Source organism: Sulfitobacter sp. BSw21498, from assembly GCF_006064855.1.
GTDB lineage: Bacteria > Pseudomonadota > Alphaproteobacteria > Rhodobacterales > Rhodobacteraceae > Sulfitobacter.
The window spans coordinates 1,154,324-1,177,627 of the sequence record NZ_CP040753.1 but is presented as its reverse complement, the minus strand read 5'-3'; the positions used below and the strand labels follow the sequence as shown (position 1 = coordinate 1,177,627).

The window sequence follows — 23,304 nt, the reverse complement described above, 5'->3', positions numbered from 1 at the left end:
CACCTTGCTACAAGGCGCACCCGTTTTTCGTTGGGCCGGTGATCTGGCCCGATTGCTTAGCCGTTGGCTTCGCGGATCTTGTCGGCAGCATCCTTGTCAAACCCAACGCCATTTTCTTCCAGCAGTGTGTCCAGCTCGCCCGACAACATCATTTCGGTAATGATGTCACAGCCGCCAACGAATTCGCCTTTGACATAGAGCTGCGGAATGGTGGGCCAGTCAGAGAATTCCTTGATCCCTTGGCGCAGGCCTTCGTCTGCCAGCACGTTCACGTCGGTATAATCGACGTTCATATAGTTCAGAACCCCTGCCACACGGGAAGAGAACCCGCATTGCGGCATCGTCTTGTTGCCCTTCATGAACAGCACAACGGTATGGGCTGTGATGGTTTCCTGAATTTGCGTCTTTGCATCGGTCATTTCGATTTGTCCTTTGGTATAAAGCGTTTCGCGTATTCTTGGGGGTCGCGGGGGATGCGGTAGTTGGTCTGGTGCCCGCCGCCGCCGCCGCCCGAATGATAGGTCGCGTCGATTTCGTGATAACCCTTGCCCGGCTTTGATCCGCGTTCAGTGTCGCGTGTGTGTTTCAGCGACTGAAGGCCGCGCAAAACGGCCACGATCAACACCAGAACGCTGAGGATCACAATCAGGATCGGGTCCACCGGATCAGTCCGGCGCTTTGGTGGTCAGTGCCAGTGCGTGCAGTTCACCATTCGACCCGTCCATCCGGCCCTTGAGCGCGGCATAGACGGCACGTTGTTGTTGCACGCGGTTCTGGCCGCGAAAACTTTCGTCGATGATCATCGCGGCCATGTGAACGCCGTCATTTCCTTCGACGGTGATCTTGGCGTTGGGAAAGGTTTCACGCAGCAGGTCTTCGATTTCGCGGGCTTGCATGGGCATGTGTGGGGTGCTCCGTCTGGCATGTCATTGGCCAAGATGTAGTAGTGTGAACGGCGGCGTGCAAGTTATCTCCCCGTTATCTGATTGAGCGGGGGGCTGGGAGGCCCTACATAAGAACAGTCGCCGCCGCGACAAGGTTAAGGAGGCCAGCCGCCATGGAAATTTTCGAGAACGCGCCCGAACGCGCCTATGCATGGGCGCAAGCGGGCCGTGGGGCTGCGCTGGCGACGGTCGTAGAGACATGGGGCTCAGCCCCGCGGCGCGTCGGGGCACAGCTTGCTATCGCGACTGATGGCGAGATGCAGGGATCTGTCTCGGGCGGTTGCGTCGAGGGGGCCGTGGTCGTCGAAGCGCTTGAGGCGATCGAGGACGGCAGCCCGCGGTTGTTGGAATATGGCGTCAGTGATGGTGATGCCTTTGCAGTAGGGTTGGCCTGTGGCGGGCGCATCCGCGTGTTGGTCGAACCGATTGGCGCAGGCGCTATGCCGTTTGACGTCTTGTCTGATCTGGTGCGCGCCCGCGCCGCACGTCAGCCCGTTGCCTATCAGGTGCCGCTGTCTGGCGGGGCCGGCCGGCTGGTAGACGACGGCTATGCGGATCGCTTCCGGATGGACCGGTCCGGTGTAGAGGAAGACGGCGATACATTTGTGGCGATCCATAATCCGCCGCTGCGGCTGGTCATCGTCGGGGCGGTGCATATCGCCCAAGCGCTGGTGCCCATGGCGCAGGTCGCGGGGTTCGACGCCGTGGTGATTGACCCGCGCGAGGCGTTTGGGTCGCAAGCGCGTTTCCCCGATGCACAAGTGGTGAATGACTGGCCCGACGCGGCGATGAATACCGTCGGCGTCGATACCCGCAGCGCCGTCGTGCTGTTGACCCATGACCCCAAACTGGACGACCCCGCGCTGCACATCGCCTTGCGCTCGGACGCGTTCTATATCGGGGCGCTCGGGTCAAAGCGGACCCACGCCGCCCGCGTGTCGCGTCTGGAAGAAGCAGGCTTTACCGCCGCCGAGATCGCGCGGATCAACGGGCCCATCGGGCTGGATATCGGCGCCGCCGGTCCGCCCGAGATCGCGGTGTCGATCCTGTCGCAGATGATCCAAACCTTGAGAAAACCGTGAGGTTCGGACCCGTCGAGACCGCGCAGGCCGGGGGCGCAGTGCTGGCCCACTCTATCGCGCTGCCGTCTGGCCGGTTGCGCAAAGGCTTGCGGCTGGAGCCCTCGCATCTGGCCGAGCTTCAGGCAGAGGGGATCGAGCAGATCATCGTTGCGCAGCTTTCGGCAGGCGATGTGGATGAAAATACCGCCGCGGCACAGGTCGCGCGGGCCGTGCTTGCAGATCATCCGCATCTGACAATGACCAAAGCCTTTACCGGCCGCGTGAACCTGCTGGCCGATGGGCCGGGCATCGTGCATCTGGATGTGGCCGCGCTTGAGGCGCTGAATGCGGTGCATCCGATGATCACGCTGGCCACGGTGCCGCCGTTTCAACAGATGGCAGCGGGGGGGATGGTCGCCACGATCAAGATTATCTCCTACGCTGTGGCAGACCATGACTTGGACGCCGCTTGCGAGGCAGGTCGCGGCGCGATCCGGATGCTGCCGCCACAGATCAAGGACGCCACGTTGATCATCACCGAAATCGACGGCGGCGCGGGGGACAAGGGCAAAAAGGCGATAGCGGATCGGCTTTCAGCATTGGATGTCACCCTGAAAGACATCGTGATTGTGCCGCATGAAATTTCCGCGTTGCGGGATGCGATCGCAAAGGCGGATACGGCGCTGACGTTGGTCCTGACCGGCTCTGCTACCTCCGACATTGATGACGTGGCCCCACAAGCCTTACGCGCCGCGGGCGGCGAGGTTTCACGCTTTGGTATGCCGGTTGATCCGGGCAATCTGCTGTTTCTCGGGCACAGGGGCGATACCCCTGTGATCGGGCTGCCGGGCTGTGCGCGGTCCCCTGCGTTGAATGGTGCGGATTGGGTGCTGTCGCGCGTGATCTGCGGTGTCGATGTGACCCCCCGCGACATCGCGGGCATGGGCGTCGGCGGTCTGCTGAAAGAGATCGCAACCCGCCCGCAGCCAAGACGCGGTTGACCCCCTATGCACGGTTGATGAGCGGCGCGATATACCGGCGAAGTTCAACCGCGCCGAAAATTTCTGTTCTCAACGCCTCTTTGGCGTGCTTAACTCTGCCTAACACATGACATAAAACGGGAGGAACATCATGACCGAGGTCAAAATGACCGTGAACGGCAAACCTGCATCTGGTGCCGTCGAAGGGCGCACGTTGCTGGCGTCATTCCTGCGCGACAACCTGAGCCTCACTGGCACGCACATCGGCTGCGATACCAGCCAGTGCGGGGCCTGCGTGGTCCATGTGAACGGCGAAGCGGTCAAGGCCTGCACCATGCTCGCGGTCGAGGCCGAAGGCGCAGACGTCAAGACCATCGAATCCGTGGCAAATCCCGACGGGTCGCTGACCGTGATCCAGCAGGCGTTTCAGGATCACCACGGGCTGCAATGCGGCTTTTGCACGCCGGGCATGATCATGTCTGCGTCGTCGCTTCTGAAAGACAACCCCAAGCCGACCGAGGCCGAGGTTCGCCACTATCTTGACGGCAATATCTGCCGCTGCACCGGCTATCACAACATCGTCAAAGCGATCATGGCCGCATCTGGTCAAGACGTCAGCGCGCTGGCCGCCGAATAAACGCCGGTGTGCCGTGTGGCCCTGTTTGCGCAGGGTCGGGAGGACACGGCGCACCCCTTTCGAAAACCGCGCTTCCCCACGTGGACGGGGGACCCGCATCACCTAAAGATTGAAGACATAAGAATACAGCTAATCGCAAAAGCCACATACGATGGTGCGGACCTGATCCGTACCCCATAGGGAGGAATTTACCATGCCAAAGGACGGCGGAATTGGTGCCAGCAGCAAGCGGCGCGAGGATATCCGGTTTTTGACCGGTGAGGGGAATTATACCGACGATATCAATCTACGCGGACAGGCATATGTGTTCTTTCTGCGCTCGGATATCGCCCATGGGGTGCTGAATTCGGTCGATACATCGGCAGCCGAGGGGATGCCGGGGGTCGTAAAAATCTTTACCGGTGCCGATTTCACCGAAGTAGGCTCTATCCCCTGTGGCTGGCAGATCACCGACAAACACGGGCAACCGATGCAGGAACCGCGCCACCCCGTGCTGGCGGAGGGCAAGGTGCGACATGTGGGCGAACCCATCGCCGCCGTCGTTGCCGAAACCTTGTCCCAAGCCCGCGATGCGGCAGAAGCGATTGTCGTTGATATCACCGATCTGCCTGCCGTGGTGGACATGAAGCAAGCGGTACAGGACGGCGCCCCCAAGGTGCATGACGATCTGACCTCTAACTTGTGTTACGACTGGGGTTTCGTTGAGGAAAATAAAGGTGCCGTGGATAAAGCGTTTGAAGACGCCGCACATGTCACCACGCTTGAACTCATTAACAACCGCCTGGTCGCCAACCCGATGGAACCGCGTGTGGCTGTCGGCGATTACGCCCGCGGTACAGGCGATCATACACTTTATACGACGTCGCAGAATCCTCACGTCATCCGTCTGTTGATGGGGGCCTTTGTTCTGGGCATCCCTGAACACAAGCTGCGGGTTGTGGCCCCCGATGTGGGCGGCGGCTTTGGCACCAAGATTTTTCACTATCAGGAAGAGGCATTTTGCACCTTTGCCGCCAAGGCCTGTAACCGTCCGGTGAAGTGGACCTCCAGCCGGTCAGAGGCCTTCATGTCCGACGCGCACGGGCGCGACCATGTGACCAAGATCCAGATGGCGCTGGATGCAGACAATAACTTTACCGCGCTGCGCACTGATACCTACGCCAACATGGGCGCGTATTTGTCCACATTTGCGCCGTCGGTCCCCACATGGCTGCACGGCACCTTGATGGCGGGCAACTATAAGACGCCGCTCATATATGTGAACGTAAAGGCCGTGTTTACCAATACCGTGCCCGTCGATGCATACCGTGGCGCGGGCCGGCCAGAGGCCACGTACCAGCTGGAACGGCTGGTTGATAAATGCGCCCACGAACTGGGGGTCGATCCAATTGCCCTGCGGCGGCAGAACTTTATCACCGAATTCCCCTATGCCACGCCTGTCGCGGTTGAATACGACACGGGCGACTATGTGGCGACGATGGACAAGCTGGAAGAGATCGCCGATTTCGCCGGTTTTGATGCCCGCCGCAAAGCGTCAGAGGCCAAGGGCAAGCTGCGCGGCTTTGGGGTGAACTGTTACATCGAGGCATGCGGCATCGCGCCGTCGAACCTCGTAGGCCAGCTTGGCGCGCGGGCGGGTCTGTATGAATCCGCCACCGTGCGGGTCAATGCGACCGGCGGTCTAGTGGTGATGACGGGCAGCCACAGCCACGGCCAAGGCCACGAGACATCGTTCCCTCAGGTGATCGCCGAAATGATCGGTATTCCCGAGGATATGATCGAGATCGTGCACGGTGATACCGCGAATACGCCAATGGGTATGGGGACTTACGGGTCTCGGTCCCTTGCGGTTGGCGGCTCGGCGATGGTGCGCGCCACGGAAAAAATTATCGCCAAGGCCAAAAAGATCGCCTCGCATCTGCTGGAAGCCTCGGAAGGGGATATCGAGCTGAAGGATGGGGCGTTCAGTGTGGCTGGTACCGATAAATCTGTCGCTTGGGGTGATGTGACTTTGGCGGCCTATGTACCGCATAACTACCCGTTGGAGGATATCGAACCCGGTCTGGAAGAAACCGCGTTCTATGATCCGTCGAACTTTACCTATCCCTCGGGGGCCTATGCCTGCGAGGTCGAACTGGACCCCGAAACCGGTCACGTCACGATCGACCGTTTCGCGGCGGCGGATGACTTTGGCAACATCGTGAACCCGATGATCGTCAGCGGTCAGGTCCATGGCGGGATCGCGCAGGGCATCGGACAAGCATTGATGGAGAACTGCGCCTACGACAGCGACGGCCAGCTGCTGAGCGCATCCTACATGGATTACGCGATGCCACGGGCCAGTGATCTGCCGTTCTATACGGTGGACCATTCGTGCCAGACGCCCTGCACACATAACCCCTTGGGCGTGAAAGGCTGCGGCGAGGCGGGGGCCATCGGGTCTCCTCCGGCTGTGGTGAATGCGGTCTTGGACGCCATGCGTTCGGGCGGTAAGGATGTCGGGCATATCGACATGCCCGTCACACCGGCGCGGGTTTGGGCGGCGATGAACGGATAAAGGAATAGGGCAGGAGCGGGGCCAGCCCCCTCTGCGCCCCTAGCGCTGAAAGTAAGGGAAAGCGGGGGCCAGCCCCCACTGTGCCCCTGGCGCAGAAAGTAAGGGAAAGCGGGGGCCAGCCCCCGCGCCCCCGGAGTTTATTGGCAAAATGAAGAGCGGCGTAAAGGCCAAGGCCCGCTCTGTGATTGGAAGGACGCAAGATGTATGATTTCGACGTAGTGAAGCCCGCGACGGTCGCCGAGGCGATCACGGCACTGGGGCAGGATGAAGCACAACCACTGAGCGGCGGGCAAACCTTGATCCCCACGCTTAAGGCACGGTTGGCGATGCCGTCGGTTCTGGTGTCGTTGAGCGGGATCGAAGAGATGCGCGGTGTGCGTATGGGCGACGATGGCCAATTGTGCATTGGTGGCGGGACTGTGCACGCGGTTGTCGCCAAGGAAGCACAGGCGCATTACCCTGGGCTGGCTGGTCTTGCCGCTCGGATCGGTGATCCGGCGGTGCGTAATCGCGGCACGATCGGCGGGTCCGTTGCCAACAATGACCCCTCAGCCTGTTATCCGGCAGCCGTTCTAGGGAGCGGCGCGGCTGTGGTTACTAACGCGCGCGAGATTGCGGCCGACGATTTCTTTGAGGGTATGTTCGCCACGGCGCTGGACGAGGGCGAGATTGTTACAGAAGTGCGCTTTCCAATCCCTGAAAAGGCGCATTACGAAAAGTTCATCCAGCCTGCTTCGCGCTTCCCGTTGGTCGCCGTTTTCGTGGCCAAGTTTGCGGACGGGGTGCGTGTCGCCGTGACCGGTGCCTCGGAAGAGGGGGTGTTCCGTTGGTCAGAGGCAGAAACCGCGCTAAGCGGCAATTTCACCGCCGAGGCGTTGTCGGGGTTGAGCGTGTCTGGCGATGGCATGATCAGCGACCTACACGGCAGCGGCGATTACCGCGCGCATCTGGTTGCAGTCATGACCAAGCGCGCTGTCGGCGCATTGGTCTAACCATAGTAGACATCGCGGTGGAACCGTCCCTTGGGAAACCTCGGGGCGGTTTTTTGCCAACTATATGATTGTTGCTTGCGCCTAGAGCGGAACGAATTCGCAGCATCGGCGTTGTGTCGTAACGCTGCCCGAACGGCGTCCATAATACCGTGAGGAATAGAATGTACAAACTTTTGAAATCCACGACATCACTGACCATGTGTCTGGCGCTTGCTTTGCCCGCAGGTGGTTTTGCCCAAACAACTGAAAGCTGCGTGAGCGAGGGGGAACAGACTGTTTTTCCATGCGTCTTGCCTGACGGCAGCGTCGTGGCTGATCAAGATCAGATGATGACTTTGCGCGCCGACGGTGGTCTGGCCGAGGCGCTCGGTCTGGAAGCAGAAGCCCAGTCTGAGGCTGAGGCCCAGCCCAATGCAGAAGCCGCTGCTGAATCTGTAGACGCCGCAGAAGAGCAAGCTGCCGCCGCAGCCGAAGCCGAAGCCGACGCGACCGCAGAAGCTCAACAGGCTGCTGAAGAGCAAGCCGCCGCTGACGCAGAGGCCGCTGACGCGCAAGCCGAAGCAGAAGCCGCTGAAGCTCAGGCCGCTGCTGACGCCGAAGCCGCAGCTGTTGCACAAGCCGCTGAACGAGAGGCCGCAGAAGCTCAGGCTGCTGCTGACGCCCAAGCTGCGCAAGCAGAAGAAGCCGCCGCAGCCGAAGCCCAAGCTGAGGCCGAACGTGAAGACGCGGTAGCCGCACAAATTGCGGCTGATGCCGAGGCAAATGCTGCTGCCGAAGCGGAGGCCGAGCAAGCCGCTGCTGACGCAGTCGAGCCCACATCGACCTCTAATGCGGACACCGCCCAGCAAAGCGATGCAGGCGTAGAAGCCCAAGCTGAAACTGAGGTTCCAGCCGGCACATCTTCGGCAACCGCGACACAAGCCGACGCCGAGACTGAACAGCGGACGGAAGAACAGATCGCCGCTGATCTGGCAGCTGAGCAAGCCGCCGAAGACGCACGCGAAGAACAGCGCGCTGCCGATGCAGCCGCCGCTGCCGAATCCGCAGCTGCAGCAGATTCCGGCGAGACGGAAGCTGAGGTTGTCGTAGAAGAAATCACCGAAGAAGACACACGCGCGTCGAACGAAGAGTTCTCGACCAACGTGTCCGGCGATACTGCTGCGCAAGCGAATACCGAAGCTAAAAAAGATGATGACGGCCTGAGCAAGTTTGAAAAAGCGCTGCTGGTCGGCATCGGTGCTGTTGCAGTCGGGGCCATCTTGAAAAACGGCTCCAAAGTGGTCAGCAACTCTGGTGACCGTCTGGTTGTCCAAGACACGAACGGTGATCTGCGCGTGCTGAAAGATGACGACGCACTGGTGCGTCAGGCCGGCGATGAAGTGCGCCGCGAGACCTTTAACGATGGGTCTTCGCGTACCACAGTGATCAAGCCGAACGGCAGCCAGATCGTGACCATTCTGGGCCGTGACGGTACTGTTCTGCGTCGGATCAATGTCGACCCACAAGGCAATGAATATGTGCTGTTCGACGATACACGTGCAGAAGAACGCATCGTCGTAAACGAGCTGCCGCAGATTGAGACACAGACCAACACCTTTGCCAGCCAGCAAGACGAAGAGGCGTTGCGTGCCGCCCTGCAAACCCAGCTTCGTGGCGAGCAGGCCCAGCGGTATTCGCTGCGTCAGGTCCGTGACGTGCGTCAGGTCCGTGCCTTGGCACCTGAAATCGAGCTGGATGCCGTGCGCTTTGCGACAGGCTCTGCTGCGATCCAGCCTGAGCAAGCGCGCGCGCTGTCCAAAATCGGGACTGTCATCAGTAATGCGATCAAAGAAGATCCACGTACTGTAATCTTGATCGAAGGGCATACGGATGCTGTTGGCGATGCGGGCTACAACCTTGCCCTGTCCGACCGCCGTGCCGAGACTGTGGCCTTGGCCTTGACGGAATACTTTGACGTACCACCAGCCAACCTAATTACGCAGGGGTATGGCGAAAGCGCGCTGAAGGTGTCGACGCCGACAGCCGAGCCGGCCAACCGCCGTGCGGTTGTGCGTAACATCACCGGTTTGCTGCGCCAGTAACGCCATCGGTATAAACAAAGAAAAGCCCCCGCAGGAAACTGCGGGGGCTTTTTACGTCTCAGACTGTTGATTGTCTGGATTTATTTAGGCAGCGGTCCGATCAGCATAACCATCTGACGGCCTTCCATTTTCGGAAAGTTTTCGACGCGGCCCATCTCTTTGGTGTCTTCGGCGACACGTTCCAGCAGCTCGCGGCCGAGATTCTGGTGCGCCATCTCACGACCACGGAAACGCAGTGTGACCTTCACCTTGTCGCCGTTCTCGAGGAACTTGAACACGTTACGCATTTTGACGTCATAATCATTGGTATCAGTGTTGGGCCGGAACTTGACCTCTTTGATCTCAATGATCTTTTGCTTCTTACGCGCTTCGGCTTCACGCTTTTGCGTCTCATACTTGAATTTGCCAAAGTCCATGATCTTGCACACGGGCGGGTTGGCATTGGGCGAAATCTCGACCAAATCAAGTCCGGCATCAACAGCCATTTCCATGGCGCGATCCGGTGTCACGACGCCAACGTTTTCGCCATCCGCGCCGATCAGCCGGATTTCGTTGGAGCGGATATTTTCGTTGATGCGCGGGCCGGTATCTCTTTGCGGCGGCGCGTTATGCGGTCTGCGAGCGATGATGATCGTCCTTTGATTGTTATAGTGATGTCGAGAACGGAAGGTAAACCTGCTCATGGTCTTCTTCAAGCCGCAAAATGGCGCATATACAGGGTAAAATAGCTGTTTTGCTGGTGATTTCCCCAAGGTGAAGCGGCGTATCGCGCATTTGACGCTGTGCATGGGCATATAGTATGTGCTGCAGGGGATTAACAAAGTTCAAAGGAACAACAGCATCATGAAAAACCTCATCTGGATTGTCATCGCAGGGGTGATCGCGCTTGGCGCGTACATGTTGTATTCGGGCCGGTCCGTCCAAGAGATCGCGACCGATGCGTCTGATGCGGTCAATGCGCCCGAAGCGTTGGAAAGCGCTACCGCAGCAGTGGGCGACGCTGTCGAGGCAACAGAGGGTGCCGTGACCGACGCGGTCGAGGCGACAACGCAAGCTGCAAACACTGCAGCCGATGCGCTGGCCGAAGCTGCCGAAGACGTGGCGGATGCTGCTGCCGCGGCAGGTGAAAGCGCCGTAGATGCGACCAAGAAGCTCGCCGATGATGCAACGCAGGCTGCCAATGAGACTGCTGATGCTAGCGTTGAAGCGGACAGTCGCGCCGAGGCCGATGCAATGGCAACCAGCGACGAGGGCGACAACGACGCTGCCAGCACCACCCGGTCCGACACCGCATCCGAAGGGGCCAGCGCTGATACGCAACCAGAAGCAACCGCAGATGTTCAGGCCGATGTCACCGCCGACGCCGACACGCCAGAGCAGCTGACCACCGTTGACGGGTTCGATCTGGAGAAGGTGCAGACCCTGATCGACACGTCTGACCTGCCGGCAACGCAGAAAACGCTGTTGAAAAACGGTCTGGCGACTGCGGCTGAAAACCCGGACACGTTGCGTGTGATCCTTGCGCAAATCCGCGAGGCGCTGGCGCTATAAGCACAGGCCGCTACCAGTGCCTGACGACAAGCCAAGAAAAAGCCGCGCCCCTGACAAGGGCACGGCTTTTTCATTTCTGATAGAGAGCCCACGGGGGGCACCGCTACATCGGATCAGCCGACAAAAGCCTTTTCAACGACATAGTGTTTGGGGTCGGAATTCGCACCTTCCTCAAGCCCGAACCCTTCCAGCACTTCCTTGATATCCTTGTTGAATTCCAGGCTGCCGCAGACCATACCGCGATCAGTATCGGCGGTGATGCCGTCAATGCCAAGGTCTTTAAACACAGTGCCATCTTGCAGCAGGTTGGTGATGCGGCCCATCTTGGGGCTCTGCTCGCGGGTGGTTGTGGGGTAGTACACCAGTTTGTCGCCGATCATCTCGCCAATCAGCGGATCGTCGGCAAGACCTTCAACCAGCGTGCGCCCATACTCAAGCTCGGCCACATCGCGGGTGGTGTGGGTCATAATGATCTGATCGAATTTCTCGTAGGTTTCGGGTTCGCGCAGCAGGGATGCGAAAGGCGCGAAACCTGTGCCGGTCGCAAAAAGCCACAGCCGTTTGCCGGGCAGCAGTGCATCATGGACCAGCGTGCCCACGGGCTTGGGGCGCAGGATGATTTCGTCGCCGGGCTGGATGTGCTGCAGTTTCGAGGTCAGCGGACCGTCCTGCACTTTGATCGAATAGAACTCCAGCTCTTCGTCCCACGACGGCGAGGCGATGGAATAAGCCCGCAGTAGGGGCTTTTGCTTGCCTGTCTCGGGGTGCGGGTCGCCCATCAGGCCAATCATCACGAATTCGCCTGACCGAAAGCGCAAGGACGCCGGACGGGTCACGCGGAATGAAAATAGCCGGTCCGTCCAGTGTTTAACGGAGGTCACGGTCTGCGCGTCAGGTAGGGTCGGCACGGGTTTGGCGTCGGTTTGGGTCACTACTTTTTGCTCGGTCATAATTTCATCTGCGCGCAGGTCGCGGTGCGCAGCCTTTCTCTAGGGGAAGGAAGAGGACAGGGAAAGCATCGAAGGCCAGAAAGCCCGATCAGCCGCGCAGTCGCGCCTGATAATTATGCTCCTGCCAGTTTGCGCGGGCCAGCCATTGGTCCTGCGGTTGACGGGCGGCCAGATCATTGGGGATCTCTACCTCGTCAAAGCCGGACCGGCGGGCCATAGCGTATTGGTCCGCAATCACATGGCCATGGGCCCGCAGCCGCCCGGTATAGCCGCGCAGACGCAGCTGGCGTGCAATGGTGAAACCGCGCCCGTCAGCCGAACTGGGAAATGCCACGCGGATCATCGACACCGACCCGTCAACCGGGATCGCTTCAGGCTGCGCGTCAGAGGGCACATCAAGCGCTGTCGCATCCGCATCCGCGCCGCCTGTGGCATCGAAGGGGGCATAGGTCGCGGTAAAATCATCCGCGACAAACCCTTGATCGTTGATCAACTGTGTCATGTCTTTGCTCCTACACGGACCATCTTGCCATCGACAAAATGAATACCGCATTCTTCTTTTTCAATGTTTCTCCAGCGTCCGGCGCGGGGGTCTTCGCCCGGTTTCACCTTGGAGGTGCAGGGCGCGCAGCCGATGCTGGGATAGCCTTGGGAGACCAGCGGGTGCCGGGGCAGGCGGTTCTCGTCGATGTAGTCAGATACATCAGAGGCCTGCCAATGGGCCAGCGGGTTTACCTTGATCCGTGCGGGCGCATCAGCTGGGGCTTCGACCTCAAAGAACGGCAGACTGGCGCGCGTGCCCGACTGAAAGCGTTTGCGCCCCGTAATCCAGCCGTCAAACCCTTGCAACGCATGTTGCAGCGGCACGGTCTTGCGGAAGGCGCAGCAGGCGTCGGGGTCGCGCAGGTGCAACGTCCCGTCGGGGTCTTTCTCTGCCACGTCTTGCGCACGGATCGTGTGGACATTGCGCAGGCCCAACCGCTCGCTCAGCTCTTGCTGGTAAACCAGCGTCTCGGCGAAAAGCATTTCCGTGTCGATGAACAACACCGGCAAATCGCGTTTAACCATAGACGCAAGGTGCAACAGGGCGACGGATTCCGCCCCGAAGCTGGAAACAAGCGCCAGATTGGGCACATTGTCGATTGCAGCACGCAGCACGTCAGTGGCGCTGTGATGGCGCAGGCCGTCGTTCAGCGCCTCCATCTGACGGGTCAGCGCCGCGACGCGGTCCGGCCCTTCGGGGAGGATTTGTTCCCCATTTGGAAGTGTCAGTTGATCACGCGGCATTGGCTTGTGCTTCCGGGTAGAGGGCGGCCTTGAACGGGGCAAGACCAAGGCGGCGGTAGGCTTGCAAGAAGGTTTCGGTCGCGTCGGTGCGCAGATCAAGGTAGCCTATTACCAGCCGCTCAATCGCCGGGATGATCTCGTCGGCGGAAAAGCCCGGGCCAGCCCGTTCGCCGATGGCAGCGTTTTCAGTGCCGTCACCGCCCAAGGTAACCTGATAGTTTTCCACACCCGCACGGTCGAGACCGAGGATCCCGATGTGGCCCACATGGTGGTGACCACAAGCATTGATGCAGCCCGAGATCTTGATCTTGAGCGGGCCAACATCGTGTTCCAGCTTGAGCTCGTCAAAGCGGGTCGCGATTTCTTGTGCGATCGGGATCGACCGCGCTGTGGCCAACGCGCAGTAATCCATACCGGGGCAGGCGATGATGTCGCTGATCAGGCCGATATTGGCCGTGGCAAGGCCGACTTGCTTGAGCGACGCGTGCAGAGCAGGCAGATCGCTGCGGTGCACATGGGGCAGGATCACGTTCTGCTCGTGGCTGATGCGCAGTTCGTCGTGGCCGAATTCAGCGGCCAGTTCCGCCATGCGGTGCATCTGTTCGGCGGTGGCGTCGCCCGGTGTTTCGCCATGCGCCTTGAGGCTGATCGACACGATGGCATAGCCGTCTTCGCGGTGATCGGTCAGGTTGGTGTCGGCCCAGCTTTTGAACACCGGATCGCTGTTATAGGCGGCGGTAAACGTGTCGATGGGGGCCGTTTTAAACGTCGGGCTGGCGAAATCCGCCTCGATGCGCGACAGCATCTGCTGGTCGACGCCCGTGAACTGCGGACGGATCAGCGCATAACGGGCGTCCACCCGTGCGCGGATGTCGTCGATGCCGTTCTCATGCACGGTGATCTTGATCCGCGCCTTGTACTTATTATCGCGCCGGCCCAACAGGTTGTAGACCGAGACGATCGCCTCTAGTGTAGGCAGCAGGTCTTCGGAGCTGACGAAATCATACAGCACCTTGCCGATCATCGGGGTCCGGCCAAGGCCGCCACCGACGATGACCTGATAGCCGACTTCGCCATCTTTCTCGACGATTTGTAGCCCGATATCATGGGCTTTGATGACCGCACGGTCGTGCGCCGCACCAGAGACGGCGACCTTGAACTTGCGCGGCAGGAACTGGAATTCCGGATGATCAGTGGACCATTGGCGGATCAGTTCGGCCACCGGGCGCGGATCAGCGATTTCATCCGCTGCGGCACCGGCAAAATGGTCGGCGGTCACGTTTCGGATGGTGTTGCCGCTGGTCTGGATGGCGTGCATGTTCACATCGGCCAGCGCGTCCAGCATATCGGGGACATCACGCAGCTGGGGCCAGTTGTACTGGATGTTCTGGCGCGTGGTAAAATGGCCGTAGCCCTTGTCCCATTTAGCGGCGATCTCCGCTAGCTTGTGCATCTGGCGGCTGCTGAGCGTGCCATAGGGAATGGCCACCCGCAGCATATAGGCGTGCAGTTGCAGGTAGAGCCCGTTCATCAGTCGCAGCGGCTTGAACTCGTCCTCTGTGAGGGAGCCGTCAATGCGGCGTTCAACCTGCCCGCGGAATTGCGCGTTGCGTTCGGCGATAAAGGCGTCATCGAATTCGGTGTAGCTGTACATTATTGAACCTCCTCCTGCTTGCCATGGGTATAGTTGCTTGGGCCCTTGGCGCGGAATGCTTCGCGGAAATGCGTTGGTTTGGGTGCGGCAGAGCTGGTGTCGACATCGGCCAGATAGGCCCCGACAGTCAGGTCGGCCTGCTGGATCGCATCGATCAGGCGCAGGTCCGCATCGGCCTCGTCGGTCAGCACTTCGGCTTCTTCAAGCTTGCGGGTCCAGCCGGTCGCGGTCTGGTAGATCACGTCGCCTTCAAGCAAGGCATTGGCTGTGACGACTTTGGGGGTAAAGGGCTTGGCCATTATGCCATCTCCTCTTGGAAAAATTCGGTTGTGGCACGGGCTGCAGCACGCGGGGCAAGGCCGTAAAAGGTAAGGGCGGGGCCAGCGAGGTCAGCCGCGGCAAGGTCAGTGGGCAAGCGGTCCAGCGTGGTTTCGACGATACGCTGGTTGGCGCGGGAGGCGTTTTCAACCAAGGTGACAGGCGTGGTGCGGTCCGCCCCATGCATCAGCAGGCGGCCTTGGATGAAGCGCGCGGATTTCTTGCCCATATAGATCGCGGCGACTTCGCCCGGGCGCGCTAGCGCGGCCCAGTCATGGTCAGCAAACCCCTTCATATCGTGACCCGTCAGGAACCGGACCGAAGCGTTGCGCCCGCGTTTCGTCAAGCTTTGCCCGATGGTGGCCACGGCGGCAGAAGCAGAGGTGATCCCCGGCACGATGTGCCAGCCGATGCCATGGGCGTCCACAGCGTCGATCTCTTCGTCCAGACGGCCAAAGACCGTCGCATCGCCTGACTTCAGGCGCACAACCTGCGCGCCGGATTGGCCATGTTTAACCAACAGGTCATTGATGGTTTCCTGCGCGGTGGAGGGGCCGAAGCCTTCCTTGCCCACGTCGATCATCAGCGCCTCGCGGCGGGCCAGTTCAAGGATTTCGGGGGAAATCAACCGGTCATAGATCACCACATCGGCCTCATCCAACGCGCGGCGGGCCTTGAGGGTCAGCAATTCGGGGTCACCCGGGCCACCGCCCACAAAGGCAATGTGACCGGCGCGTGCGGCGCGGGACTGGTGGTCGGCGAGCAGCGTGCTCAGCGCGTTTTCAACCGCCGTCTTGCCATCCGCCACGGCGCGGGGGCCTGCAGCAAAGTAATAGTCCCGCCAGAAGTCGCGGCGCGGACGGCCAAAGGGCAGGGCATCGGCCATCTTGCGGAAACCTTTGCCAATGCGTGCCAGCGTGCCAAGGGTCGCGGGCAGGCGTTCTTCCAGATCAGCCTTGATCGCGCGGGCGAGCACCGGGGCCGCGCCTTCGGTGCCGATGGCGATGGTCACGGGGTCACGGTCCACGATCGCAGGCGTGATAAAGGCGCTATCGTGAAGATTGTCGACGATATTGACCAAAGCACCCTCGGCGCGCGCAATGGCGGCGGTGCGGGCGTCTTCGGCGTCGTCCTCATCGGCGGCATAGAACAATTTCGCGCACAGCACATCGCCATGGCGCAGGGCACGGGTGTGCAGCGTCAGACGGTCTGCATCGGCCCAGGCGGTGATCTCGGGCGCGGGGGTCGGGGCGAAGACGCTGATCTTGGCTTGGGTCTTGAGCAGCAGGCGCAGTTTGGCCAGTGCCGCTTCGCCACCGCCCGAAAGAACGATGCGCTGGCCCTTGGTGGAGAGAAAGATTGGGAAGTGATCCATAAGGTTCGGTCCTTGCGCTTAGCTTGACCTCTATATAGGAAATAATTCCGATATGGCGCTAGGTGCTTGCGGATATAAGGACGTGCGTTCTATTCTGCGCAGCAGACAGAACAGCAGACCACAGACTGAAGGGAAAATAGAATGGATGTTCGGATCGACGACGTAGACCGGAAAATTCTAGCGCAGTTACAGCGTGATGCGAGCCAGTCCCTGGACGATATTGCCCGCGAGGTAGGCAGTTCCAAGACCCCTGTGTGGAACCGGATTCGCAAACTGCGCGAGGCAGGGGTGATCGGGCAGCATACGGTTGTGCTGGATGCAGAGGCGCTTGGCTTCGAGGCGTGTTTCTTTGTGTTGATCCGCACGTCGTCCCACGAGGCCGATTGGCAGGCCGCGTTCCTCAAGGCGTTGAAAAACCGCCCCGAAGTGCAAGAGGCGCACCGGTTGGCGGGGGACATCGACTATATTCTCAAGGTCCGCGTCAAGAACGCGCGCGCCTATGATGCGTTTTATCAGGCGCTGATTTCAGAGGTGCGCGTGCACAACGTCACAGCGCTGCTGTCGATGGAAGAGATCAAATCTACCACCATGCTGCCGCTGTAACGCCGTGGTGCGGGGCGGCGCGGCTAGACCGTCACCATCATCCGTTCGAGCTTGTGAAAGTGGTAGGTGTTGGCAAAGCGCGGTGCTTCGGCCAGTTGCAGGTTCGGCGCATGGTCAAAAAGCGCACGCAGCGCGATCTGCATTTCCAGCCGTGCCAGCGGCGCGCCGACGCAGAAATGCAAGCCGCCGCCAAAGGCCGCATGTGCCTTGGCCGGACGGGCGGGGTCGAACACATCGGGCTGGTCGTATAGCGCGGGATCGCGGCCCGCGGCCCCCAGCACCAGTGCGATTTTCTTGCCTTTTTCAAGCGTGACTTCGCCCAGTTCGATATCCTCGTAGGCGAAACGTTCGAACACATGCAGCGGCGGGTCGTAGCGCAGGATCTCTTCGACCGTGGCATTGATCGTATCGGGTGCAAGCGCGCTGACAGGGGTGTTGTGTGCCAATAGACAGGCGATCCCATTGCCAAGCGCATGCACCGTCGCCTCGTGGCCCGCATTCAGCAGCAGAATGCAGGTGCCGATCAGCGCATCGGTGCTCAGCTTTTCGCCATCCTCTTCAGCGGCGATCAACTGGGTGATCAGGTCGTCACGCGGGTCTTGGCGACGCTCGTCGACATAGCGCCGCAGAAAGGCGGTGAAATCGGCGGCGGCGGTATTGGCAGCCTCTTCGGTCGCCCGGGTGCGGCCAATCTGATAGACCGCAACCATATCGTTGGACCAGCGCAGGAGGTCGGGCCACATCTCTTCGGGCACGCCAAGCAGCCGCGCGATAATGCGCACAGGAAGCTGGGTGCAGAATGCGGGGATCAGATCAAACGGTTCGCCCTTGGGCAGATCGTCCAGTAAGCCTTGCGCGATCTCTTCGATCTCGGGGGCGAGGCCGGCGATCCGGCGCGAGGTAAAGGCGCGCAGCACCAGGCCGCGCAGACGGGTGTGGGTCGGCGGCTCCAGCTCGAGCATCGACTGGTTTTCTACCGCGTAAAAGTCGCGCATGTGGTCAGGTGTCGGCTGGCGCTGGTCGGCGGGGACCTCGCGGCCCAAACGTCGGTCGCGCAGCAGCGCCTGCACCGTGGCTGCGTCAAAGGCAGCCAACATGCCATAGTCCTGCCAGAACAGCACAGGGCCATCCGCACGGGCCTGCGCATAGGCGGCATAGGGGTTTTGGACGAATTCGGGATCAAGCGGGGAAAGGTTCAGCGTTTTCATGGGGCCTAGCAATAGCTGCGGCTCTGGTCTTTGCAAGCGGGTCTGTGCCAAATAACGCTATGACCCCCGGAATGCGCCGCCGCGTCGCCACCTTTGTGCTGTTTCTGATCACCGTGCTGGCGCTGTCCGGCGGGGTCTGGCGCTATGCCTATTTGCAAGGGCTGGACCAGCTGCATGCACGCGGGCAGGCCGATTTGTCGCTGGTCAGTGACCGGCTGGTCGGGCAGCTGCAACGCTATCGTGATTTGGCGGTGTTTCTGGCGGATCACCCGCAGGTGGCGCAAGTGTTGGACCGTCGGCCCGTGGTCGAGGCCCAAGCGTTCCTGCAAGAGGTTGCTGACAAGACCACGGCGCTGGATGTGCAGGTGTTGGACCGGTCAGGCGATGTGATTGTATCCGCGCTTGGGCCAGACGGGGCGCAGGTGCCGCGGGCGGATCAGGGCTTTGTCCAGCGCGCATTGCGTGGCGCGCTTGGCTGGGGGCACGGCCCCGCAGCGCCGTTGACCGACCGGGCCTATTTCCACGCGGCCCCCGTTTTTGCACCGGACGGTCAGGTGCGCGGCGCGGTGGTGGTGTCGACCGATCTGAACGGCATCGATTATGACTGGCGCGGCAGCAATCCGGCGGCGTTTTTTACCGATACCAATGGCGTTGTCCAAATTGCCAACCGATCAGAGCTGCTATTTTGGGCGCGGCCCAAGGGCGCACAAAGGCTGGTACCGCCTGATGGTGCGCAACTAGAGTTCGCCGTGTCAGAGGTCCGCACCCATGAAATCTGGCGCATGGGCTGGGGGCCATATTTGCCCGATGCCGCGCTGCACCTGACGCGTGCATTGCCCGTGGTGGGCATGACGGGCGAAGTCTTACTGGACATCGAGGGCGCGCAGCGGCTGGCCCTGTCACAGGCGGCAGCGGTGGCAGCGCTCTGCCTTGCCTTTGGCGCGCTGCTGTTTCTGGCCACCGAAAGGCGCCGCGCACTGTCGGATGCAAATGCGGCCCTTGAACGTCAGGTTGCCAAACGGACCGCCGCACTAAACGCCAGCAACACCGAATTGCGCCGCGAGGCCACCGAGCGCGAAGAGGCACAAGCCGCGCTGCGCCGTGCGCAGGCGGATCTGGTGCAGGCGGGCAAGCTGTCTGCGCTTGGGCAGATGTCGGCGGGCATCAGTCACGAACTGAACCAGCCGCTGATGGCGATCCGGTCTTTTGCGGAAAACGCGGTGCAGTTCCTTGAGCGTGACCGCCCGGACCGGACGACTGAAAACCTGACCCGTATCTCGCAGATGGCCGACCGTATGGCGCGGATCATTCAGAACCTGCGGGCCTTTGCACGGCAGGAGAGTGTGCCGCAGACCCGTGTGGATGTGACCCGCGTGGTGGCGAGCGCACTCGAGCTGACCCAAACCTATGTACGCGATGCGGGGGTCACGCTTGAATACGGGCCCGCCAATGCGCCTGTTTGGGTGCGTGGCGGCGAGGTGCGGCTGGGGCAGGTGTTTGTGAACCTCATCACCAATGCCGTCGACGCAATGGGCGGCAGCGAGTGCAAACGGCTGACCATCACCGTCGATCCCTCGGATCCCGTGCACGTGACGTTTTGCGACACCGGTCCGGGAATCGAAATGCCGGACAAGGTGTTCGACCCGTTCTATACGACCAAGTCGGTGGGCAACGATACCGAAGGCACCATGAGCGGCATGGGACTGGGGTTGTCGATCAGCTATGGCATCGTGCAAAGCTTTGGCGGGGACATTCGCGGCTCAAATCTTGACGCGGGCGGTGCGATGTTTTCTGTGACGTTGGAAAGCGCAGATACGGGTGAGGAGGGGCAGGCATGAGCAGAACCGTTCTTTTGATCGATGACGATGCCTCTGTCCGCGAGGCGCTGGCGCAGACGCTTGAGCTTGCGGATATCGAAGTGGTCGCAGCAGGGTCATTCGTCGCCGCCAAGGATCGTATCACAGAACGGTTTGACGGGATCATCCTGTCAGATATGCGCATGCCCGGGCGCGACGGGTTTCACCTGCTGTCCTACGCCCATGAACAGGACCCCGATCTGCCGGTGATCTTGCTGACGGGCGAGGGCGATATCCCTATGGCTGTACGCGCGATGGAGGCGGGGGCCTTTGATTTTCTGGAAAAGCCCTGTGCGCCTGCCGCGCTTTTGACGGTGATTGAACGCGCGCTGAAGACGCGGGCACTGGTGCTGGAAAATCGCCGCTTGCTGCATATCGTGGAAACTGGTGACCCGGCCGCACGGATGATCTTTGGGTCTTCCGATCTGTCGGAACGGCTGCGCGATAAGGTGCGCCGCGTGGCGCAGGCGAATGCCGAAGTGCTGGTCACCGGTCCGTCGGGGTCTGGTATTTCAAAGGTGGCCGAAGTGATCCACCTGTCCTCGCAGCGATCAAAGGGTCCTTTCGTGAAACGCGCCGCCGCGGGGCTGAGCCCGGATGACGTGAGCGATGCGCTGCATGCGGCGTCAGGGGGCAGTCTGTTTCTGGATGAGGTAGCGCAACTGCCCGCGCAGACCCAGCTGAGCCTGATCGAAGCGCTGGATCAGGTCCACGATGTGCGCCTGATCGCAGGCAGTGCGCGCGAGTTGCAAGCCTTGGTGACCGAGGGGCAGTTCCACGCTGACCTCTATTACCGGCTTGAAGTGATGACCGTGCGCATCCCGTCTTTGTCAGAGCGGCCCGAGGATATTGCCACGATGTTTCGCCGCTATGTCGATCAGGCGGCCGAGCAATCCGGCGTCCAGCCACCCGAGGTGACACCGCAGATGATCGCGGGTCTGATGGCGCGGGACTGGCCGGGCAATGCGCGTGCACTGATGTCAGAGGCGATGCGCTTTGTCATGGGCGTGTCGGACGAGGTCACGCCGGATGCGACCCTTGGCCTGTCGGATCAAATGGCACAAGTCGAACAATCGCTGCTACGCGCTGCGTTGCGCCGCGCGCAGGGGCAGGCGAGTTCGGCGGCAGCGGCGCTCAAGCTGCCGCGCAAGACTTTCTATGACAAGCTGGCCCGCTACGGGATTCGGCCAGAGGACTTTCGCGGCTAGGATGTGCGGTTTTTCGCACAAGGGCCGTGCTCGGTGTGCGGTTATCCGCACAGGTCGGGTGGGTGCGGTCTCTTTATACCTTAATGACGGAATTTAAGCTTCTGATATTAAATATATTTAACGTCTCCTTCATCTTTCAAGGCCTCTGTCTTGTGAGGTCGGCAAAATAACGCTCTAGTATCGCCACCGCATTTGGAACGACCAGATGCCGAGACTTGAAAAACAGTTCTCTGGGAGGAGACATCACATGAAATTCCTGACAACCACTCTGGTGGCAATGACGCTGTCCGTAAGCGCTGGTGCTGTTGCTGCGGCCTGTGATGATGGCGAAGTCGTCATCAAGCTGAGCCACGTGACCAACAGCGACCGCCACCCAAAAGGTATCGCCGCATCCCTGCTGGAACAGCGCGTCAATGACGAGATGAACGGCAAGGCCTGCATGGAAGTTTTCCCGAACTCCACGCTGTACAACGATGATCAGGTTCTAGAAGCGCTGCTGCAAGGCGACGTTCAGATGGCGGCACCATCGCTGTCGAAATTCGAACAGTTCACCAAACAGTTCCGCATTTTCGATCTGCCCTTCATGTTCAAAGACATCAACGCTGTAGACGAGTTCCAGAACTCCGACACCGGTGTGGCGATGAAAGAATCGATGACGCGCCGTGGCCTGCGGGGTCTGGCATTCTGGCACAATGGCATGAAGCAGATGTCGGCAAACAAAGCACTGAACGTGCCGTCGGATGCAAACGGGCTGAAATTCCGCGTTCAAAACTCTGACGTGTTGAAAGCACAGATGGCAGCAATGGGTGCGTCACCGCAGCCGATGGCCTTCTCCGAAGTCTATGGCGCGCTGCAAACCGGCGTTGTTGACGGTCAGGAAAACACCTGGTCCAACATCTATGGCCAGAAGTTCTTTGAGGTGCAGGACGGGACAACTGAAACCAACCACGGTGTTCTGGACTATATGCTCGTGACGTCCACCGACTGGTGGGACAGCCTGGACGCCGATGTGCGCGACCAGCTGGCGACAATCGTTCAAGAAGTGACCGAGACCCGCAACGCGGAATCGTCCAAAGTGAACGCCGAAGCCAAGCAGGCGATCATCGACGCCGGTGGTGTTGTGCGTGAACTGGACGCAGCGCAGCGCGAAGAGTGGGTCTCTGCTATGAAGCCCGTTTGGGAAGAGTTCACAGCGGACGTCGGTCAGGAAAACATCGACGAAGCCCAAGCGATCAACGCCAAGCACTAAGACCTGTTCTGCCCCGTCTGACTGCAGGCGGGGCATATCACTTGCGTCAGGCCCCGACATGCCCCGCGGCGTGCGGGCCTGATCCACTCTCCTCTCACAGCGGAGCATTTCCATGTCACATGGTGTTCAATCTCATTCTGCGCTCGGGCGCATCGTCAACGAGCTTGAGGAAACGGCGATTGCCCTCATCCTTGGCCTGATGACCCTCATCACCTTTATCAACGTCGTCCTGCGCTATGGTTTTAACACCGGCATCATCTGGGGATTGGAGGCAGTGACGTTTCTGTTCGCCTGGCTGGTCCTGTTCGGCATGAGCTATGCGGTCAAGGTCACGGCGCATCTGGGGGTCGACGCGGTCGTAAACCTGTTTTCGCTGCCCAAACGTCGGATTCTGGCGCTGGTCGTAGCGGTGATCTGTGTGGTCTATGCCGCGTTGCTGATGAAGGGCGCGTGGGATTACTGGGCGCCGTTCGCGGGGCTGGATGCCACCACCGGCCGCTGGTTCCCCACAGGTTTTGCCGATAGCCGCGATCAGGCGTGGTATGAAACCGTCGATATCCCAATGCCGGACTGGCTGCGCTTTATCGAGCCGATCATGAACGAGGGCGAAACCTACGGCAAACTGCCACGGTTCATCCCCTATTTCATGCTGCCCTTCGGCATGGCGCTGTTGCTGTTCCGTTTCGTTCAGGCCGGTTTGCGTGTCCTTAACGGGCAGGCCACAGCGCTGATCGTTAGTCACGAGGCCGAAGATGATATCGAAGCCGTCAAACACATGAACGCGGAGTCCTAA

Annotated in this window: 23 protein-coding genes; 12 read left to right on the top strand and 11 right to left on the bottom strand. The window is 60.4% G+C overall.

Annotation, left to right across the window (positions count from 1 at the left end):
- Window positions 1-56 precede the first annotated feature (56 nt).
- Genes grxD through E5180_RS05705 form a run of 3 tightly spaced genes read right to left on the bottom strand, consistent with a single transcriptional unit; the run spans window position 57 to window position 902 of the window.
- Window positions 57-419 carry a Grx4 family monothiol glutaredoxin gene (gene grxD, locus E5180_RS05715; RefSeq protein WP_138923545.1) on the bottom strand — a complete coding sequence of 121 codons (363 nt, stop codon included), beginning with the start codon at window positions 417-419 and terminating at the stop codon, window positions 57-59.
- The gene (locus tag E5180_RS05710) at window positions 416-661 is read right to left on the bottom strand and encodes a hypothetical protein (protein WP_138923544.1); all 246 of its coding nucleotides are present in this window, start codon (window positions 659-661) and stop codon (window positions 416-418) included. The genes grxD and E5180_RS05710 overlap by 4 nt, the downstream gene beginning before the upstream one ends.
- Before the next feature lie 4 nt (window positions 662-665).
- The gene (locus tag E5180_RS05705; protein WP_074635070.1) at window positions 666-902 is read right to left on the bottom strand and encodes a BolA/IbaG family iron-sulfur metabolism protein; all 237 of its coding nucleotides are present in this window, start codon (window positions 900-902) and stop codon (window positions 666-668) included.
- A gap of 155 nt (window positions 903-1,057) precedes the next feature.
- Between E5180_RS05705 and E5180_RS05700 the strand changes: the two genes are divergently transcribed.
- From E5180_RS05700 to E5180_RS05675, 6 genes are all read left to right on the top strand, one after another.
- On the top strand, window positions 1,058-2,026 hold the full coding sequence (locus E5180_RS05700; RefSeq protein WP_138923543.1) for an XdhC family protein: 969 nt from the start codon (window positions 1,058-1,060) through the stop codon (window positions 2,024-2,026).
- Complete coding sequence (locus E5180_RS05695) at window positions 2,023-3,006, top strand: molybdopterin-binding protein (RefSeq protein ID WP_138923542.1); 984 nt, start codon at window positions 2,023-2,025, stop codon at window positions 3,004-3,006. The genes E5180_RS05700 and E5180_RS05695 overlap by 4 nt, the downstream gene beginning before the upstream one ends.
- Window positions 3,007-3,136: 130 nt before the next feature.
- Window positions 3,137-3,622: a (2Fe-2S)-binding protein gene (locus tag E5180_RS05690; protein ID WP_138923541.1), complete on the top strand. Its 486-nt coding sequence runs from the start codon at window positions 3,137-3,139 to the stop codon at window positions 3,620-3,622.
- A 193-nt stretch (window positions 3,623-3,815) separates the two neighbouring features.
- A complete protein-coding gene (locus E5180_RS05685; RefSeq protein WP_138923540.1) occupies window positions 3,816-6,179 on the top strand; it encodes a xanthine dehydrogenase family protein molybdopterin-binding subunit in 2,364 nt (787 codons plus the stop codon).
- Window positions 6,180-6,379: 200 nt separating this feature from the next.
- Window positions 6,380-7,171, top strand: a complete 792-nt coding sequence (locus E5180_RS05680) for an FAD binding domain-containing protein (RefSeq protein ID WP_138923539.1) — start codon at window positions 6,380-6,382, stop codon at window positions 7,169-7,171.
- A 161-nt stretch (window positions 7,172-7,332) separates the two neighbouring features.
- Window positions 7,333-9,252, top strand: coding sequence for an OmpA family protein (locus tag E5180_RS05675; RefSeq protein WP_138923538.1), 1,920 nt, complete (start codon window positions 7,333-7,335; stop codon window positions 9,250-9,252).
- A gap of 80 nt (window positions 9,253-9,332) precedes the next feature.
- On the opposite strand, the gene infC is transcribed toward E5180_RS05675, so the two are convergent.
- The gene (gene infC / locus E5180_RS05670; RefSeq protein WP_254700539.1) at window positions 9,333-10,040 is read right to left on the bottom strand and encodes a translation initiation factor IF-3; all 708 of its coding nucleotides are present in this window, start codon (window positions 10,038-10,040) and stop codon (window positions 9,333-9,335) included.
- Window positions 10,041-10,095: 55 nt separating this feature from the next.
- On the opposite strand from infC, the gene E5180_RS05665 reads away from it, so the two are divergent.
- Complete coding sequence (locus E5180_RS05665) at window positions 10,096-10,803, top strand: hypothetical protein (protein WP_138923536.1); 708 nt, start codon at window positions 10,096-10,098, stop codon at window positions 10,801-10,803.
- A 113-nt stretch (window positions 10,804-10,916) separates the two neighbouring features.
- On the opposite strand, the gene E5180_RS05660 is transcribed toward E5180_RS05665, so the two are convergent.
- The 6 genes from E5180_RS05660 to cysG form a co-directional block, all read right to left on the bottom strand.
- A complete protein-coding gene (locus tag E5180_RS05660) occupies window positions 10,917-11,753 on the bottom strand; it encodes a ferredoxin--NADP reductase (protein ID WP_138923535.1) in 837 nt (278 codons plus the stop codon).
- 88 nt (window positions 11,754-11,841) lie between these two features.
- Entirely contained in the window at window positions 11,842-12,255 is a 414-nt protein-coding gene (locus tag E5180_RS05655; protein WP_138923534.1) for a DUF934 domain-containing protein, read from the bottom strand.
- Window positions 12,252-13,040, bottom strand: a complete 789-nt coding sequence (locus tag E5180_RS05650; RefSeq protein ID WP_138923533.1) for a phosphoadenylyl-sulfate reductase — start codon at window positions 13,038-13,040, stop codon at window positions 12,252-12,254. Before E5180_RS05650 ends, E5180_RS05655 begins: the two co-directional genes overlap by 4 nt.
- Window positions 13,030-14,694 (bottom strand): nitrite/sulfite reductase, encoded by a 1,665-nt coding sequence (locus tag E5180_RS05645; protein ID WP_138923532.1) that lies wholly within the window; start codon window positions 14,692-14,694, stop codon window positions 13,030-13,032. Before E5180_RS05645 ends, E5180_RS05650 begins: the two co-directional genes overlap by 11 nt.
- Window positions 14,694-14,993 carry a DUF2849 domain-containing protein gene (locus E5180_RS05640; RefSeq protein ID WP_138923531.1) on the bottom strand — a complete coding sequence of 100 codons (300 nt, stop codon included), beginning with the start codon at window positions 14,991-14,993 and terminating at the stop codon, window positions 14,694-14,696. The genes E5180_RS05645 and E5180_RS05640 overlap by 1 nt, the downstream gene beginning before the upstream one ends.
- Window positions 14,993-16,387: a siroheme synthase CysG gene (gene cysG / locus E5180_RS05635; RefSeq protein WP_138923530.1), complete on the bottom strand. Its 1,395-nt coding sequence runs from the start codon at window positions 16,385-16,387 to the stop codon at window positions 14,993-14,995. Before cysG ends, E5180_RS05640 begins: the two co-directional genes overlap by 1 nt.
- Before the next feature lie 141 nt (window positions 16,388-16,528).
- Between cysG and E5180_RS05630 the strand changes: the two genes are divergently transcribed.
- A complete protein-coding gene (locus E5180_RS05630) occupies window positions 16,529-16,990 on the top strand; it encodes an Lrp/AsnC family transcriptional regulator (protein WP_005853026.1) in 462 nt (153 codons plus the stop codon).
- 23 nt (window positions 16,991-17,013) lie between these two features.
- On the opposite strand, the gene E5180_RS05625 is transcribed toward E5180_RS05630, so the two are convergent.
- Window positions 17,014-18,198 (bottom strand): cytochrome P450, encoded by a 1,185-nt coding sequence (locus E5180_RS05625; protein ID WP_138923529.1) that lies wholly within the window; start codon window positions 18,196-18,198, stop codon window positions 17,014-17,016.
- A gap of 71 nt (window positions 18,199-18,269) precedes the next feature.
- Between E5180_RS05625 and E5180_RS05620 the strand changes: the two genes are divergently transcribed.
- The 4 genes from E5180_RS05620 (at window position 18,270) to E5180_RS05605 (ending at window position 23,304) form a co-directional block, all read left to right on the top strand.
- On the top strand, window positions 18,270-20,036 hold the full coding sequence (locus E5180_RS05620; protein ID WP_138925123.1) for an ATP-binding protein: 1,767 nt from the start codon (window positions 18,270-18,272) through the stop codon (window positions 20,034-20,036).
- Window positions 20,033-21,262, top strand: coding sequence for a sigma-54-dependent transcriptional regulator (locus E5180_RS05615; RefSeq protein WP_138923528.1), 1,230 nt, complete (start codon window positions 20,033-20,035; stop codon window positions 21,260-21,262). The genes E5180_RS05620 and E5180_RS05615 overlap by 4 nt, the downstream gene beginning before the upstream one ends.
- Before the next feature lie 247 nt (window positions 21,263-21,509).
- The gene (locus tag E5180_RS05610; protein ID WP_138923527.1) at window positions 21,510-22,511 is read left to right on the top strand and encodes a DctP family TRAP transporter solute-binding subunit; all 1,002 of its coding nucleotides are present in this window, start codon (window positions 21,510-21,512) and stop codon (window positions 22,509-22,511) included.
- Window positions 22,512-22,623: 112 nt separating this feature from the next.
- On the top strand, window positions 22,624-23,304 hold the full coding sequence (locus E5180_RS05605) for a TRAP transporter small permease (protein ID WP_138923526.1): 681 nt from the start codon (window positions 22,624-22,626) through the stop codon (window positions 23,302-23,304).